The sequence below is a fragment of the Lelliottia sp. RD5 genome, from assembly GCF_056032945.1.
This window is the reverse complement of the sequence record NZ_JBVYHQ010000001.1, coordinates 883,213-898,950: the sequence shown is the minus strand read 5'-3', so window position 1 is coordinate 898,950 and position 15,738 is coordinate 883,213. Positions and strand designations below refer to the sequence as shown.

Annotated in this window: 17 protein-coding genes and 1 pseudogene; 10 read left to right on the top strand and 8 right to left on the bottom strand. The window is 51.5% G+C overall.

The window, feature by feature from the left end; all coding sequences use genetic code 11:
* The first annotated feature begins 173 nt into the window (after positions 1–173).
* From AC0LWE_RS04520 to chbG, 7 genes and pseudogenes are all read left to right on the top strand, one after another.
* A complete protein-coding gene (locus AC0LWE_RS04520) occupies positions 174–566 on the top strand; it encodes a PTS sugar transporter subunit IIB (RefSeq protein WP_072241784.1) in 393 nt (130 codons plus the stop codon).
* Between the two features lie 6 nt (positions 567–572).
* Positions 573–635 (top strand): annotated as a pseudogene (locus AC0LWE_RS04515) (hypothetical protein); the annotation flags it as partial.
* A 10-nt stretch (positions 636–645) separates the two neighbouring features.
* The gene (chbC, locus tag AC0LWE_RS04510; RefSeq protein WP_059178215.1) at positions 646–2,004 is read left to right on the top strand and encodes a PTS N,N'-diacetylchitobiose transporter subunit IIC; all 1,359 of its coding nucleotides are present in this window, start codon (positions 646–648) and stop codon (positions 2,002–2,004) included.
* A 46-nt stretch (positions 2,005–2,050) separates the two neighbouring features.
* Positions 2,051–2,398 (top strand): PTS N,N'-diacetylchitobiose transporter subunit IIA, encoded by a 348-nt coding sequence (gene chbA / locus AC0LWE_RS04505; protein WP_202666944.1) that lies wholly within the window; start codon positions 2,051–2,053, stop codon positions 2,396–2,398.
* Positions 2,399–2,422: 24 nt separating this feature from the next.
* Entirely contained in the window at positions 2,423–3,241 is an 819-nt protein-coding gene (gene chbR, locus AC0LWE_RS04500; RefSeq protein WP_474264869.1) for a transcriptional regulator ChbR, read from the top strand.
* A 113-nt stretch (positions 3,242–3,354) separates the two neighbouring features.
* Complete coding sequence (locus tag AC0LWE_RS04495; RefSeq protein ID WP_059178212.1) at positions 3,355–4,710, top strand: 6-phospho-beta-glucosidase; 1,356 nt, start codon at positions 3,355–3,357, stop codon at positions 4,708–4,710.
* A gap of 11 nt (positions 4,711–4,721) precedes the next feature.
* Positions 4,722–5,480, top strand: a complete 759-nt coding sequence (chbG, locus tag AC0LWE_RS04490) for a chitin disaccharide deacetylase (protein WP_202666943.1) — start codon at positions 4,722–4,724, stop codon at positions 5,478–5,480.
* A gap of 39 nt (positions 5,481–5,519) precedes the next feature.
* Here chbG and katE read toward each other — a convergent pair whose 3' ends face one another.
* Complete coding sequence (katE, locus tag AC0LWE_RS04485) at positions 5,520–7,778, bottom strand: catalase HPII (RefSeq protein WP_219346699.1); 2,259 nt, start codon at positions 7,776–7,778, stop codon at positions 5,520–5,522.
* Positions 7,779–7,984: 206 nt separating this feature from the next.
* On the opposite strand from katE, the gene cedA reads away from it, so the two are divergent.
* The gene (gene cedA, locus AC0LWE_RS04480; protein WP_255210202.1) at positions 7,985–8,239 is read left to right on the top strand and encodes a cell division activator CedA; all 255 of its coding nucleotides are present in this window, start codon (positions 7,985–7,987) and stop codon (positions 8,237–8,239) included.
* 156 nt (positions 8,240–8,395) lie between these two features.
* Complete coding sequence (tnpA, locus tag AC0LWE_RS04475; protein ID WP_202667349.1) at positions 8,396–8,830, top strand: IS200/IS605 family transposase; 435 nt, start codon at positions 8,396–8,398, stop codon at positions 8,828–8,830.
* Between the two features lie 83 nt (positions 8,831–8,913).
* Here tnpA and AC0LWE_RS04470 read toward each other — a convergent pair whose 3' ends face one another.
* From AC0LWE_RS04470 to hxpB, 4 genes are all read right to left on the bottom strand, one after another.
* Entirely contained in the window at positions 8,914–10,305 is a 1,392-nt protein-coding gene (locus tag AC0LWE_RS04470) for an L-cystine transporter (RefSeq protein WP_219346698.1), read from the bottom strand.
* 127 nt (positions 10,306–10,432) lie between these two features.
* Positions 10,433–11,023 (bottom strand): metal-dependent hydrolase, encoded by a 591-nt coding sequence (locus AC0LWE_RS04465; protein ID WP_059178207.1) that lies wholly within the window; start codon positions 11,021–11,023, stop codon positions 10,433–10,435.
* 94 nt (positions 11,024–11,117) lie between these two features.
* On the bottom strand, positions 11,118–11,879 hold the full coding sequence (gene kduD / locus AC0LWE_RS04460; protein WP_202666941.1) for a 2-dehydro-3-deoxy-D-gluconate 5-dehydrogenase KduD: 762 nt from the start codon (positions 11,877–11,879) through the stop codon (positions 11,118–11,120).
* Between the two features lie 146 nt (positions 11,880–12,025).
* Positions 12,026–12,697: a hexitol phosphatase HxpB gene (gene hxpB, locus AC0LWE_RS04455; RefSeq protein ID WP_219346697.1), complete on the bottom strand. Its 672-nt coding sequence runs from the start codon at positions 12,695–12,697 to the stop codon at positions 12,026–12,028.
* 147 nt (positions 12,698–12,844) lie between these two features.
* Here hxpB and AC0LWE_RS04450 point away from each other — a divergent pair, with 147 nt between their 5' ends.
* Positions 12,845–13,381: a YniB family protein gene (locus tag AC0LWE_RS04450; RefSeq protein WP_474264865.1), complete on the top strand. Its 537-nt coding sequence runs from the start codon at positions 12,845–12,847 to the stop codon at positions 13,379–13,381.
* 49 nt (positions 13,382–13,430) lie between these two features.
* Here the strand turns inward: AC0LWE_RS04450 and AC0LWE_RS04445 are convergent, their stop codons facing one another.
* The 3 genes from AC0LWE_RS04445 to pfkB all read right to left on the bottom strand — a co-directional run bounded on the left by AC0LWE_RS04445 (position 13,431) and on the right by pfkB (position 15,722).
* Positions 13,431–14,291 (bottom strand): fructosamine kinase family protein, encoded by an 861-nt coding sequence (locus tag AC0LWE_RS04445; RefSeq protein ID WP_131487090.1) that lies wholly within the window; start codon positions 14,289–14,291, stop codon positions 13,431–13,433.
* A gap of 105 nt (positions 14,292–14,396) precedes the next feature.
* Entirely contained in the window at positions 14,397–14,687 is a 291-nt protein-coding gene (gene ghoS, locus AC0LWE_RS04440; RefSeq protein WP_059178202.1) for a type V toxin-antitoxin system endoribonuclease antitoxin GhoS, read from the bottom strand.
* Positions 14,688–14,789: 102 nt separating this feature from the next.
* The gene (gene pfkB, locus AC0LWE_RS04435) at positions 14,790–15,722 is read right to left on the bottom strand and encodes a 6-phosphofructokinase II (protein ID WP_131487092.1); all 933 of its coding nucleotides are present in this window, start codon (positions 15,720–15,722) and stop codon (positions 14,790–14,792) included.
* Positions 15,723–15,738: the final 16 nt, after the last annotated feature.

Sequence of the window (15,738 nt, the reverse complement as noted above, 5' to 3'; positions counted from 1 at the left end):
ATCTGAACAAACCGGCCAACTGGCCGGTTTTTTTATGCATTGACGAATCTTATTTATTTGCGCGAATTATTTACATAAACTGTGAGGGCAGTCAAAACGACAGGTCAAGGAGAGACAATTTTGATTAACCGCGAATTATCACCTCATCCCGCCTTGCCGTATACTCGATTTCAATGACAAACAAGTGTAACGCCCGCAGGTGTCAATCTGGTGATAGTGGGTGGTCATACAAGAGGGAAGTGGCTATGGAAAAGAAACATATCTATCTGTTTTGCTCTGCGGGCATGTCAACGTCGTTACTGGTGTCAAAAATGCGCGCGCAAGCTGAAAAGTACGATGTTCCTGTGGTGATTGAAGCGTTTCCTGAAACGCTGGCAGGTGAAAAAGGCCCGGCTGCGGATGTCATCCTACTGGGACCACAAATTGCCTATATGCTGCCAGAAATTCAGCGTTTATTGCCGAATAAACCTGTTGAAGTGATCGATTCTGCGCTGTACGGCAAAATCGATGGTTTGGGTGTTCTTAAAGCTGCAGTTGCATCCATTAAAAAAGCTGCCGCTAATTAAAATATTTTATTTTCCCGTCAAAGAGTTATTTCACACACTTACGCCGCAATAATTTATTGCGGCTTTTAAGGGCAATTCTATGAGTAATTTTATTGGCTCTCTTGAAAAGGTACTTCTTCCTTTTGCTGTAAGAATAGGGAAGCAGCCTCATATTAATGCGATTAAAAATGGTTTTATTAAATTAATGCCGCTGACCCTGGCTGGGGCCATGTTCGTTTTAATCAATAACGTCTTTTTAAGTTTTGGTGAAGGTTCGTTTTTCTATTCTATGGGCATTCGTCTGGATGCCTCTACCATTGAAACGCTGAACGGTTTTAAAGCTATTGGTGGTAACGTATATAACGGTACGTTAGGCATTATGTCGCTGATGGCACCATTTTTCATTGGTTCAGCATTAGCTGAGGAACGCAAAGTTGACCCGATGGCGGCGGGTCTGTTAGCCGTGGCGGCTTTTATGACCGTGACGCCATACAGTGTCGGTGAAGCTTATGCTGTCGGTGCAAACTGGCTGGGTGGTCAGAATATTATTTCCGGGATGATCATTGGCCTGATCGTTGCGGAGATGTTTACCTTTGTTATTCGTCGCAATTGGGTCATTACTTTGCCGGATAGCGTGCCTGCGTCAGTATCACGCTCTTTCTCAGCCTTAATTCCCGGTTTTTTGATCTTATCCGTATTCGGTATTATCTCCTGGCTGTTAGCCAACCACGGAAATAACTTCCACCAGATCATCATGGATTCTGTCTCCAGACCGCTGGCGTCGATGGGCAGTGTGGTGGGATGGGCCTACGTCATCTTTAACTCTCTGTTGTGGTTCTTCGGCGTACACGGCTCGCTGGCACTCACCGCGCTGGATAATGGCATCATGACCCCGTGGGCGCTGGAGAATATCGCCCTCTATAACCAGTATGGTTCTGTTGAAGCTGCAATTGCCGCAGGGAAAGAGTTCCACTTCTGGGCTAAACCGATGCTGGATTCCTATATTCTGCTGGGTGGCTCCGGAGCAACGCTGGGACTGATTATCGCCATCTTTATCGGTTCACGCCGCGCTGATCATCGTCAGGTTGCGAAGCTGGCGCTCCCATCAGGCATCTTCCAGATTAACGAGCCGATTCTGTTTGGTTTACCGATTATTATGAACCCGGTGATGTTTATTCCTTTCGTGCTGGTTCAGCCGATTTTGGCCGCCATTACCCTGGCTGCCTACTCGATGGGGATTATCCCACCCGTGACCAACCTCGCGCCGTGGACAATGCCAACCGGTCTTGGCGCCTTCTTCAATAGTAACGGCAGTGTTGCCGCACTCTGTGTGGCCTTGTTCAACCTGGGTGTTTCAACGCTGGTCTACCTGCCGTTCGTGGCGGTGTCTAATAAGGCACAGGCGGTGATTGATGAGCAGGAAAGTGAAGAAGATATTGCTAACGCACTGAAATTCTAAGATTGTCAGGCCGCGGGGCAACCCGCGGCGGTAAAAGGAGATGAAGATGTTTGATTTGGATACTATCGTGGCAGAAGAAGCCGCCGAAAACGACCTCGAAGAAGTGGTGATGGGTCTCATCATCAATTCTGGACAAGCACGTAGCCTGGCATACGCTGCGCTTAAGCGGGCGAAACAGGGCGATTTCGAGGCCGCGAAAACCATGATGGCGCAGTCGCGTACCGCGCTTAACGAAGCGCATCTGGTGCAAACAAAGCTGATTGAAAGCGACCAGGGCGAAGGTAAAATGAAAGTCAGTCTGGTGTTAGTTCACGCCCAGGATCATTTGATGACGTCAATGCTGGCACGCGAGCTCGTCGCAGAGTTGATCGAGCTTCACGAGAAGATGAAATAAGTCAGGCCGCAGGAGGTAAACACGATGGAAATTAAAACCGCACTTGAGCAGCAGTTGTTTAATGGCAAGAATTTTCACGTGGTTATCTACAATAAAACGGAAAGCGTCAGCGGCCTGCACCAGCATGATTACTACGAATTCACCATTGTTCTGACCGGTCGTTACTATCAGGAAATCAACGGCAAGCGGGTGCTGCTGGAGCGTGGTGACTTTGTTTTCCTGCCGATGGGATCGTATCACCAGAGTTTTTATGAATTTGGTGCCACGCGTATTCTCAATGTTGGCGTAAGCCGACGCTTCTTCGAAAAACATTATTTACCGCTGGTGCCATTCTGCTTTGTTGCCTCGCAGGGTTATCGCGTCAAAAATGAATTCCTGACGTGGATCGAAACGGTAATTGCATCATTGAATTTCCGTGACAATGAATTTGACGAATTTATCGAGACGGTCACCTTTTATGTGATGAACCGATTGCGCCATCATCGTGATGAACAGCAGATTGCCGATGACATTCCGCAATGGCTCCGTGGTACCGTTGAATTAATGCATGACAAAATGCAGTTTGGCGATAACGCGCTGGAAAATATGATCGCCCTGTCGGGTAAATCGCAAGAGTATCTTACCCGCGCCACGCAGCGTTATTATCAAAAAACACCGGTGCAAATTATTAACGGCATTCGTATTAATTTTGCCAAAAAACAGCTCGAAATTACCAACTACTCTATCACCGATATCGCATATGAGTCGGGATATAGCAGTCCGAGTCTGTTTATTAAAACCTTTAAAAAATTCACCTCTTTTACACCAAGTAGTTATCGTAAAAGTTTAACGGTCATCAATTAATTTGGGCGGTGTGAACCGCCATCAATATTGACGTAATTGCTTGCCCATATTATAGCGGGAATGCCGCGCTATACTTTGCAGGCAGTTATCCTGATTACGCTAAGGGAGATATTATGCAACAGAAATTAAAAGTCGTGACTATCGGCGGCGGCAGCAGTTATACCCCAGAATTGCTCGAAGGTTTTCTGAAACGTTATCACGAGTTGCCTGTGAGCGAATTATGGCTGGTGGATGTTGAAGAAGGGCAGGAGAAACTCGATATTATTTTCGACCTGTGCCAGCGCATGGTGAAAAAAGCCGGCGTTCCGTTAACCATTCATAAAACGCTCGATCGTCGTCTGGCGTTAAAAGACGCTGATTTTGTCACAACACAGCTGCGCGTTGGCCAACTTAAAGCGCGTGAACTCGACGAGCGTATCCCGTTGAGCCACGGTTACTTAGGTCAGGAAACGAACGGAGCAGGGGGGCTGTTTAAAGGCCTGCGCACCATTCCGGTGATTTTTGACATTATTAAAGATGTGGAAGAGATTTGCCCGCAGGCGTGGGTCATTAACTTCACCAACCCGGCCGGGATGGTGACGGAAGCGGTGTATCGCCATACCGGTTTTAAACGTTTTATCGGCGTGTGCAACATTCCAATCGGCATGAAAATGTTTATTCGTGACGTGCTGGTGCTGTCTGACAGTGACGATCTTTCCATTGAACTTTTTGGTCTCAACCACATGGTCTTTATCAAAGACGTGTTGGTCAACGGCGAATCGCGCTTCGCTGAGCTGCTGGACGGCGTTGCGTCGGGACGTCTGACGGCCGGTTCAGTGAAAAATATCTTCGATCTGCCGTTCAGTGAAGGGCTGATTCGTTCCCTGAATCTGCTGCCGTGCTCTTACTTGCTCTATTACTTTAAGCAGAAAGAGATGCTGGCGATTGAAATGGGCGAGTACTACAAAGGCGGCGCACGTGCGCAGGTTGTGCAGAAAGTCGAGAAACAGCTGTTTGATTTGTATAAAGATCCAGAGTTGAACGTCAAACCTAAAGAGCTTGAGCTGCGCGGTGGAGCGTACTATTCCGACGCCGCCTGTGAAGTGATCAACGCGATTTACAATGATAAGCAAGCTGAACATTACGTGAACGTGCCGCATCACGGGCATATTGATAATATCCCGGCAGACTGGGCGGTTGAAATGACCTGCATTCTGGGCCGCGATGGCGCGACACCACATGCGCGTATCACCCATTTTGATGAGAAAGTCATGGGCTTGATTCACACTATCAAAGGCTTCGAAGTGGCTGCCAGCCATGCGGCGCTGAGTGGCGAATTGAATGATGTGTTGTTGGCGCTGAATCTCAGCCCGCTGGTGCATTCCGATCGTGATGCGGAATTGCTGGCTCGCGAAATGATCCTGGCGCATGAAAAATGGTTGCCTAATTTTGCGGCGACGGTTGAGAAACTCAAACGCGAACAACGCTAAGAGGGACGAAAATGGACAAGTTGCTGATCGTAAACGCCGATGATTTTGGCCTCTCGAAGGGGCAAAACTACGGCATCGTTGAAGCCAGTCGCCACGGAGTGGTGACGTCCACCACTGCGCTGGTCAACGGCGAAGCGGTCGAACATGCCGCCGCGCTAGCGCGCGAATGGCCGGGCTTGGGCGTGGGGATGCATTTTGTGTTGACGCTCGGAATGCCGCTGTCGTCGATGCCAGGACTGACGCGCAGCGGGCAACTGGGAAAATGGATTTGGCAGATGGCGGAGCAGGGGACGTTGCCGCTCGACGAAATTGTGCGTGAACTGGACTGTCAGTTTAATCGTTTTGTCGATCTTTTCGGACGCGAACCGACCCATATTGACAGCCATCATCATGTGCATATGATCCCCGCAATTTTCCCGCTGGTCGCAGAGTTTGCAGCGCGAAAAGGGGTGGCAATGCGCGTGGACCGTCAGGTGCAAACTGCTCACGATTTGACGTTGAGCCGTGCGCCAACTAGCGAAGGATACAGCAGCGATTTTTATGGCGATGAAATCAGCGAAACGCTGTTCTTGCAGGTTCTGGATGCTTCTGCTGCACGTGGTGAACGGTCATTTGAGATGATGACGCATCCCGCGTTTGTCGATAACACGGTGCGTAGAAGTGCCTATTGCTGGCCGCGCCTTGTGGAACTTGACGTGCTGACGTCGCCCTCGCTGAAATATGCGATTGCAGAACGCGGCTATCGTCTGGGGTCGTTCCTGGATTTATAACGTGAAATATCGCCGGGTAGTGTCTACCCGGCGATATGTTTACGCCGGAATACTGGCGATTTTGCTGCTTCTGGACCACACACGGTGTGCGGCCATTTGGTCGAAAAGCTGATCCATAAACTGATCGTCAGCGCCGTCACCTTCAACGATGCCTTCCTCGCCCTTATCGGCCACTTTCAACAGCGATTTGAACTTGCGCGCATCGCCAGCCAGCGCGATCGGTTTCAGGTGCTTGTACGCCTCAAGCAGATAATAGGCGGCGTCTCCGTTGCCAAGAAGACTCTTAATATCACCGCAGGGTACGATAACGGCATCGACAGTCAGCGACGGCGCACCCGCAAACGTTCCGGCAATCGGCAGAACGGAGCCGTCATCGGTCGTCACCTCGCCCATTCGTGAGTAGAGCAGTTTAGTGTGTACGCCCTTAGTTTTGAGCGCTTGCAGGATTGCCAGTACGTCGCTGGAACGGGTTTTGTCGTTCAACAATACTGCGACGACACGACCTTTAATGGTTCCGCCCGGCACAGCGTAAAGGCTCAGCGATGCGTCTTTTTTCAGTCCGTTGACGTCTTTCGGTGGCGCAAGATGACGCTGCTCGTCGCTGAGCGTAATGCCCAGATTATCGGCAACGCTTTGCGCCAGTTTGACGTCGATATGTGCCAGCTGATCCACGACGCGCTCGCGAATATAGGTGCGCACCACTTTGCTTAATTCAAAGCTAAAAGCACCGATAATATGCTGTTGCTCAATCGGTGTCTGGCTTTGCCAGAACAGGCGAGGGTGGGCGTAATATTCGCCAAACGACGGGCTACGCTCGCGGATTTTTGTCCCTTCGACGCGTTCCTGATAAGACTCAAATCCTCCCCGTTTAGGGGCCGGCGGCGTTTCACGCGGCCAGTTGTCGTTGATAGAGTTGGGTTCATAATTCGCCGGATTGGTATCGATATCCTGCCTGTGCATCCCGTCGCGCTGGAAATTATGGTACGGACAGGTTGGGCGATTGATCGGGATTTCGTGGAAGTTTGGCCCGCCGAGACGGCTGATTTGCGTATCGGTATAAGAGAACAGACGGCCCTGCAGGAGCGGATCGTTGGTGAAGTCCAGTCCCGGAACAATATGACCCGGGTGGAACGCCACCTGTTCGTTTTCGGCAAAGAAATTGTCGGGGTTGCGGTTGAGCACCATTTTGCCGACCAGTTGTACCGGAACCAGCTCTTCAGGGATGAGTTTGGTGGGGTCCAGCAAGTCAAAATCAAATTTGAACTCATCCTCTTCCGGAATCAGCTGTAACCCAAGCTCGTATTCTGGATAATCGCCTGCCTCGATTGATTCCCATAGCTCACGACGGTGGAAATCGGGATCGCGTCCGGTCAGCTTTTGCGCCTCGTCCCACACCAGCGAGGCTTTACCCGCCACCGGTTTCCAGTGGAAGCGGACGAACGTTGCTTTCCCTTCAGCATTGATCATGCGGAACGTGTGAATACCAAACCCTTCCATCGTACGGTAGCTACGCGGAATGCCGCGATCGGACATGGCCCACATCACGTTATGCAGCGTCTCAGGCTGGAGCGAAATATAGTCCCAGAAAGTGTCGTGCGCGCTTTGTCCCTGCGGAATTGCCCAGTGAGGCTCCGGTTTGACTGCATGGACAAAGTCAGGGAATTTATGCGCATCCTGAATAAAGAACACCGGTGTGTTATTGCCAACGAGATCAAAAATCCCTTCTTCGGTGTAGAACTTGGTGGCAAAACCACGGATATCGCGCACGGTGTCAGCAGAGCCCGCGCCGCCCTGAACGGTAGAAAAACGCACGAACACGGGCGTGATTTTATCTGGGTCGGAAAGGAAGTCGGCTTTAGTGATGTCGCTGAGATTCTTATACGGCTGAAAATAACCGTGTGCAGCAGAACCGCGCGCATGAACGATACGTTCCGGAATGCGTTCGTGGTCAAAATGGGTGATCTTTTCTCGCAGAATAAAGTCTTCAAGCAGCGTCGGGCCACGATTCCCGGCGCGTAGCGAGTTTTGGTCGTCGGCGATGCGCACGCCCTGATTCGTCGTCAGCGCATAATTTTCGCCGCCCTTGCGGTGAGATTCCAGTGACTTAAGTTTATCGTTGCCGGTATCCGGCGATTTCACGCTGCCCGATGCAGTTGGCTGCTCGCCAGGGGCTGAGGGCTCAGGCGTCGCTTTATGAGAGCCGTCTTGAGGTGCCAGTGAATCCATACCCGGTTTTGATTCCTCTGTACCATGGATGGGCGATGGTTGAGCTTGATGTTTCTTATCTTTATGCGACATTGCACTCGTCTCCTTTTTCATTGCTGAAGTGGATCGTTGTTGCGAAAAACCCTGTTAACTATAGAACAATGTAGTTTGTTGACGGGCAAACTGAGATTTTTCAGACAGGACGTTTAACGAAAGGCGGCATGCGGTGCATGCCGGGCGCGACGCACGGGGTGGGAATCGGCTATGATAGGAATTTCCTGTTTCCAGAATTTGTTTTAGTGAACCAGCTGATTATGAAATCATTTCGTCAACAAAACCGTCCTGTTATTAGCTACGTGCCTCGCGTCGAACCTGCGCCGCCCGCTCACGCCCTGAAGGTGGATGGCTTTCGCGATGTCTGGCAGTTACGGGGAAAATATGTGGCGTTTGTCCTGATGAGTGAACATTTCCGTCGCTCCCCAGCCTTCAGTGAGCCGGAAGCAGCCCAACGCTGGGCGATGCAAATCCGTCAGGATCAAGATATTCAGGAATAACAGACAACAAAAAACCGCCCGAGGGCGGTTTTTTGTTGTCACCCCTAAACCACCTCCTAGGGAGGTGGTGATTGATCCTGTAAGGCTATAGCCTGAAGAATGCCCATGCCGGAATATCTCTGCTTACTCACCACAAGTAAAAGGAGACAAACCGACATGGGGCTTTACAGGAGTTCATCACATGTATATTGGCGTTGCAAATACCACATAGTGTGGACGCCAAAGTACCGTTTCAGGATCCTGAAAGATAAGCTTGGCAAGGAACTGTATAGGACGATCTATATTCTCTGCGGAATAAAAGATTGTGAGGTCCTTGAGCTAAATATTCAGCCAGATCATGTACATCTTGTCGTAATCGTTCCACCCAAAATCTCAATATCCACTCTGATGGGGCATCTGAAAGGGCGTAGTGCAATCAGGCTCTACAACCGTTTTCCACACATCAGGAAAAAATTATGGGGAAACCATTTTTGGTCCCGTGGGTATTTTGTCGATACGGTTGGGGTGAATGAAGAAATTATCAGACGATACGTGCGGCATCAGGAGAAAACGGAACAAACGCATGAACAGCAGATGGAAATGCTAGAGTAGGAACAGAAGGTGATAATCGCCCCCCTTACAGGGGGCATTCTCAAAAGCCACCTTCTAAGAAGGTGGCTTTTACTTTGGCGGGATTAACGGTGCGCCAGCTCGGCGTTTTCGTCACTATCCATAATTTCTTTGTCGGTCTGCTTGAGCCACTGGCTGCTTAGCGTCCCGGCGGTCATAGAACCGCTGACGTTCAGCGCGGTACGACCCATGTCGATCAGCGGCTCAACGGAAATCAGCAGTGCAACCAGCGTGACCGGAAGACCCATCGCAGGCAGTACGATCAGCGCGGCAAACGTCGCACCGCCACCCACACCTGCAACGCCGGCGGAGCTGACGGTCACGATGCCGACCAGCGTCGCGATCCATACCGGATCAAGCGGGTTGATGCCGACTGTTGGCGCAACCATAACGGCCAGCATGGCCGGATACAGACCCGCGCAACCGTTCTGGCCAATTGTCGCACCGAAAGAGGCTGAGAAGCTGGCGATCGACTCCGGCACACCCAGACGACGCGTTTGTGCTTCAACGTTCAACGGAATAGACGCAGCGCTGGAGCGGCTGGTGAATGCGAACGTCAGCACCGGCCAGACCTTACGGAAGTATTTCAGCGGGCTGACGCCGTTCACACCCAGCAGGATGCCGTGAACGACAAACATGATGCCCAGACCGAGATAAGAGGCAATAACGAAGCTACCCAGTTTGATGATGTCCTGCAGGTTAGAGCCCGCAACGACTTTGGTCATCAGCGCCAGAACACCGTATGGCGTTAACTGCATAACCAGACGCACCAGCTTCATTACCCAGCTTTGCAGCGTGTCGATGGCCGTCAGAACGCGTTGGCCTTTTGGCGCATCGTCTTTCAGCAGTTTCAGCGCTGCTACACCCAGGAAGGCTGCAAAAATCACCACGCTAATAATGGACGTTGGATTTGCGCCAGTCAGATCGGCAAACGGGTTTTTCGGCACGAAAGAGAGCAGCAATTGCGGGACGCTCAGGTCCGCTACTTTGCCTGCATAGTTGGTTTCGATAGCCGTCAGACGCGCGGTTTCCGCAGTGCCCTGCACCAGACCTTCAGCGGTCAGGCCAAAGACATTGGTCACCAGCACACCGACCAGCGCAGAGATAAGCGTAGTGAAGAGCAGAGTGCCAATCGTCAGGAAGCTGATTTTACCCAGCTGTGAGGCATTATGCAGACGCGCTACCGCACTCAGAATAGAGGCGAAGACCAGCGGCATGACGATCATTTGCAGCAGTTGGACGTAGCCGTTACCAACAACGTTAAACCACTGAATGGAATCTTTCAGAACCGGGTTATCGGAGCCGTAAATCGCCTGCAATGCCAGACCAAATACCACACCCATGACCAGACCTACGAGTACCTTTTTCGCCAGGCTCCACTGCTTGTGACGCGTCTGCGCCAGCAGCAATAGCAAGACAACGAACACCACGATGTTCGCGATTAGTGGAAAATTCATCCCCGTTCTCCTGATTTATTATCCGATCGGTATATTCCGATCATGTTGGCGCAAGGTTAGCAGAAGTGTGATGTAGCGCTTATATCCAAATGGAATGATTTATGACAGATGTGATTATTTTGTTGGTTTAATGTTCAATCTGGTGATTAATAAAACGATTGAACTGAAATTGCAGCGTATTGATCATCTGTGAGGACCAGCGCACTGCACCATTTTCGGGCAGCGTCTGGGGCATCCATACCGCGTAAGCGAAGAGCGCCATGCATAATACGCGTTCCAGCTGGTTGCCTTTTTGCGGAGCCAGAATAGGAAAGCGGAAGCGCCAGCGACATGGCCAGAGCAGCGGAACACCGGCGGGTGTGAGCATATCAGCGAGGATATGGCTCAAATAGCCGAGCACCATACCCTGAATGGCATCTGCGGGGACAATCCAGCTTTCGGGAATTTTGAGGTAAAAGCAGGTCAGCAGGATAAATACCGCCAGCAGGCTGTGCGTAAATCCGCGATGGCCAAAGGCCCGGGCGATAGGTTTGGCTATCCATTTTAACCGTTGCCCCAAAAATGACTTCGGATGATCAATATCTGGCAGCAAGCAGGTGAGGACCGCAGACGGAACGATATGCCACCAGTCGCCCTGCGCCAGCACAGGGGTCAGCTCAGCGTTTTTGGCAAACACTGCGCAGGCAATTGAAAAAAGGAGGTGGCCTTCCGCCGTCATGATAAAATCCACGAAACTGTCAATTCATACAGTATAGGGTTTTTATACAGTAGGCGGAAGAGGTTACGGTGTAACTCTTTGTCACAAAGCGGCGCTAACGCGCCAGCCAGCCTCCATCAACGGCGAGGGTATACCCGCTAATGTAATCCGACGCGGCTGACGCCAGGAAGACCACCGGGCCTTGCAGATCTTCAGGCGTTCCCCAGCGCGCGGCGGGGATGCGGTCGAGAATCTCTTTGCTGCGCTGCTCGTCATCGCGCAATTGCTGAGTGTTGTTGGTCGCCATGTAGCCGGGTGCAATGGCGTTGACGTTGATATTGTGCGTTGCCCACTCGTTGGCCAGCAGGCGCGTGATACCTAATACCCCGCTTTTGGACGCCGTATAAGAAGGTACGCGAATCCCGCCCTGGAATGAGAGCATTGAGGCGATGTTAATGATTTTCCCGCCTCCGCCTTGCGCGATGAACTGGCGTGCGACGGCCTGGGAAAGGAAGAACACCGATTTCAGATTCAGGTTGATCACGTCATCCCAGTTTTTTTCACTGAAGGTCAGTGCGTCTTCCCGGCGGATGGTGCCTGCATTATTGACCAGAATATCGACGCGCCCCATTTCAGCGACGGTTTTGCTGACGATGTCATCTATGGTGTCTTGCTTGCTGAGATCGGCCTGTATCGCCATAAAACGTCGGCCTAAGGCGATGACTTTGGCTGCCGTCTCTTCGGGAATTTTGCGGTTTACACCCACAATATCGCATCCCGCTTGCGCGAGCCCCAGCGTCATTCCCTGGCCTAAGCCCGTATCGCATCCTGTCACGATGGCGACTTTTCCCGAAAGATTAAAGGCATCCAGTATCATATGTACCTCAGAGTGTAGGGTTATTGTCGTTCTGAAGGTAAGAATAGAAGCCGTTACGGGGAAATACAAATTAAAATGAAATGATGTTTTAAAAATATTATGGCGGTCATGTTTTCGGGCAACCCCATGTTGCCCGAAACGCGATGCTATTGGCCGAAAAGGTGAGTGGGGGTTAAATCGACGAGTGACGTCAGCTTCGCATTTGCCAGTGCAAAGCGGGGATCGTGCTGGCCTTCTTCCGCCGGAACGACAATCGAGCGCATGCGTGCCGCTTTAGAGGCGATCATGCCGTTCACGGAATCTTCCAACGCCACGCAGGCCAACGGATCAACCTCAAGTTTTGCGGCACAATCCATATACACCTGCGGATGCGGTTTGCTGTACGGCAGTTTTTCTGCCGAGGCCAGAGCGTCAAAGCTGTCGCGCAGATCAAACATCTCCAGCACTTTTTCCAGCATATGCAGCGGGGAGGCGGAGGCCAGACCGACTTTTAGCCCCTGAGATTTGCACAGCGCAATGGCGTCGCGGGCGCCAGGCAACAGGGGACGTTTTTCTTCAACAAGGGAAATGGCTCTATCGATCACGCGGGCGGTAACCTCTTCACGGCTCGGACCGCTCCACGGTTGATGCGCGAACCAAAGCTCGACGACCATATCAATGCGCAGGCCCAGCGTATCGGGAAGTTCTGCGCGGCGGCTGATGTCCACCCCGATACTTGCCATCACATCAAGTTCAGCACGATCCCACAAAGGTTCAGAATCGATCAGTAATCCATCCATATCGAAAATGGCAGCAACAATTTGGTGCGGGGTCGACATGACAACATCTCCTTTCGTAGGGGTACAGCGGAAGGTTAAAACAGGAACTCAGAAGCAATTTACCATATCGCTTTTAAATATCAGGCGAAATTCGCCACCTGAAGGTAAACTTAGGCTCAAACAGAGCGTCTTTATCAAGGGGAACTGATGACGTATCAACAAGCTGGACGCATCGCAGTGCTAAAACGCGTGGCCGGATGGGTAATTTTCATCCCAGCGGTGATTTCCACGCTGATTTCAGTGCTGAAATTCATGTATGAGCGCAGTGAAAAACAGGCGGGTATTAATGCAGTTATGCTTGATTTTGCACATGTTATGATTGAGATGATGCGCTTTAATACGCCTTTTTTGAATTTCTTTTGGTACAACTCACCCACCCCTCATTTTCAGCAGCAATTGAACATTGTGTTTTGGATAATCTTTGCACTGATCTTTATCGCGCTAGCGCTGCAAGCGTCGGGGGCACGCATGAGTCGCCAGACCCGTTTTCTGCGTGAGGGCGTTGAAGATCAACTGATTCTTGAACAAGCGAAGGGGGTTGATGGCTTAACCCGAGAGCAGACTGAATCACGCATTGTAGTGCCGCATCACACCATTTTCCTGCAGATATTCCCGCTGTACGTTTTGCCGGTGATTGTTATCGTCTGTGGGTATTTCTTCTTCTCATTGCTGGGATTTCTGTAAAGCGAAACAGGGTGGTGTTGACCACCCCTTTTCATGGCTATTTCTGAGCCTATGCCGCTAAAACCCTGTCCAACGCGCGTTGGGCATTGACCAGATGCTCCCCTCCAAACAAAATTGCCCGGTTAAACAGCGTGTAGAGCTGATAGATCGGTTGTCGATCGAGAAAGTCGGGGGGCAGCGGTGAAACAGCCTGATAGCCGTCATAGATTTGCGGCGGTTGTTCAGGATGCAGCGGTAACATCGCTAGATCGCATTCCCGGTCGCCCCAGTAGCAGGCCGGGTCAAAAATATACGGGCCGTTTGGTCCTAGTGCACAGTTTTCAGACCATAAGTCACCGTGGAGCAACGACGGTTGCGGCTGGTGCGACGCGAGCCGCTGATGAACGTGGTCGACAATCGCATCAATGTTGCCAAAAGAGAGACCTTTTTCCGCAGCAAGTTCCAGCTGCCAGCCGATGCGTTGTTCCGCAAAAAAGGTGGACCAGCGGCGCTGCCAGGCATTGGGCTGCGGTGTGGTCGAGAGATCGTTATCAAAATCGAGACCAAACTGCGGTTGATCGCTCCACGCGTGCAGCCGCGCAATCTGCTGGCCCAACAAAAAGGCGTTGTGAGCATCCAGAGGGCGGGCAGGGAGATAATCCATCACCAGGAAGCTGTAGTCACGATCGCTGCCCAGCGCCCAAACTTTTGGCACCGAGACGGTTTTGCTGCGCGACAATAACTCGAGCTGATCGGCTTCGGCGGTGAAAATAGGAAGAAGTTCCCGCTCATCACATTTCACGAAGAGATCGCGCCCGGCAAACCGCAGATGCCATGCGGCGTGTATCTCTCCGCCCGGCAACTCGTTACGCAGTTCAATTTCCCCTTCGCCCAGCTGTTCATTTAACAGATGATTGATAGCCTGCCACATGATGATTCTCCCATGTTGTCCGCCAGATCATAAAGTTAGCGCAGAACCGCCGTTAAATAATACGAGCTAACGCACACCTGAGCCGTTTGGATGTATACAGGGCACTTATTGTTCGCTTTTTTGCCACGCTTCCCAGGTGTTAACCTGGATGTCGGCTTCTTTGCCTGTCGCGCTTTCGACAAGACCATTGGCCAGCGTTTTGACTTCATCGGCACTGAGGGTGCTGATCAGCCCAAAAGTGTTGATGCCCAGGTCATGAATGTTTCCTTCATCATCCGCCATCGTGAGCAAAAAACCGCCTCGCGAGAAATGATTGGTGATTTCGTTGAGCTCGGTCAGCGAATCTTCATGAATTTTTACGATTACCACGTAGCGGGTGATATCACCACTGCTCATATTTCACCTCGTTGTTATTATGAAAGTTTTTTTAGCATAGTTGATTGTGCCATTTTGGCGACTTTATGCACACTTCCCCCAGGGTTTAGGGGGAAGCAAGGGTTACTGTTGAGTGAGATAGTCGACGATTTTTTGCGTATCGGCGAGCGAACAGAGCCGCGTCCCTTTGTTGATGGTGGCGGCGCTGCCTGCCGCGACGCCATGACGCGTCATCTCCAGTAAGGATGCGCCTTGCGCAAGTTTTAACGTCATCGCGCCGACCATGCTGTCACCCGCGCCAACGGTGCTCTGGCTTTTCATCGGCGGGGGAACGACCTGTACGTAACCCGACTCGTCAACGGCGAGCGCACCCTGCGGCCCAAGTGATACCACCACGCGGCGTGATTTCCCGCTGCGTACCAGCTCCTGAGCTGCGGCACGTACATCGTCGGGCTGCGTTAATGCGCGATTCACCAGCGCGCTCAACTCTTTTTGGTTTGGCTTGATAAGTTCCAGATCGCCGGATTCCAACGCTGCCGTAAGTGCGTCGCCTGAACTATCAACAACGCAGCGCAGGCCCTGTTTTTGAGCAGCATGGATGAGTTGCGTGAGTTTTTCGGTTTTGACGCCGGGTGGCAGACTGCCGCTGATCACGAGTATCGATCCGCTTTCAATCGCCATGACTTTCTCTTCCAACTGACGGAATTCATCGTCAGTCAGCATGGCGCCGGGCATCACGAAACGATACTGCTCACCGCTGGATTCGACGTGAACGTGCAAATTTTGCCGCGTCCAGTCTTTGGCCTGAACAGTGTCAACGGCGACCTGTTCGTCTGCCAGTAATGCCACCAGATGTTCACCGGTGGCACCTCCGGCGGGAAATATGGCGGTAGCTTTACCGCCAAGATGAGTAATGGCGCGCGCAACGTTGATGCCTCCACCGCCGGGTTCAAAGACGGGAGCGCTACAGCGTAGTTTGCCCTCAGGGTAAATCTGTGGTGTCAGGGTGGCACTGTCGAGAGAAGGGGAGAGCGTCAGAGTGTAAATCTGTACCATTATGACCTCCTTTTAG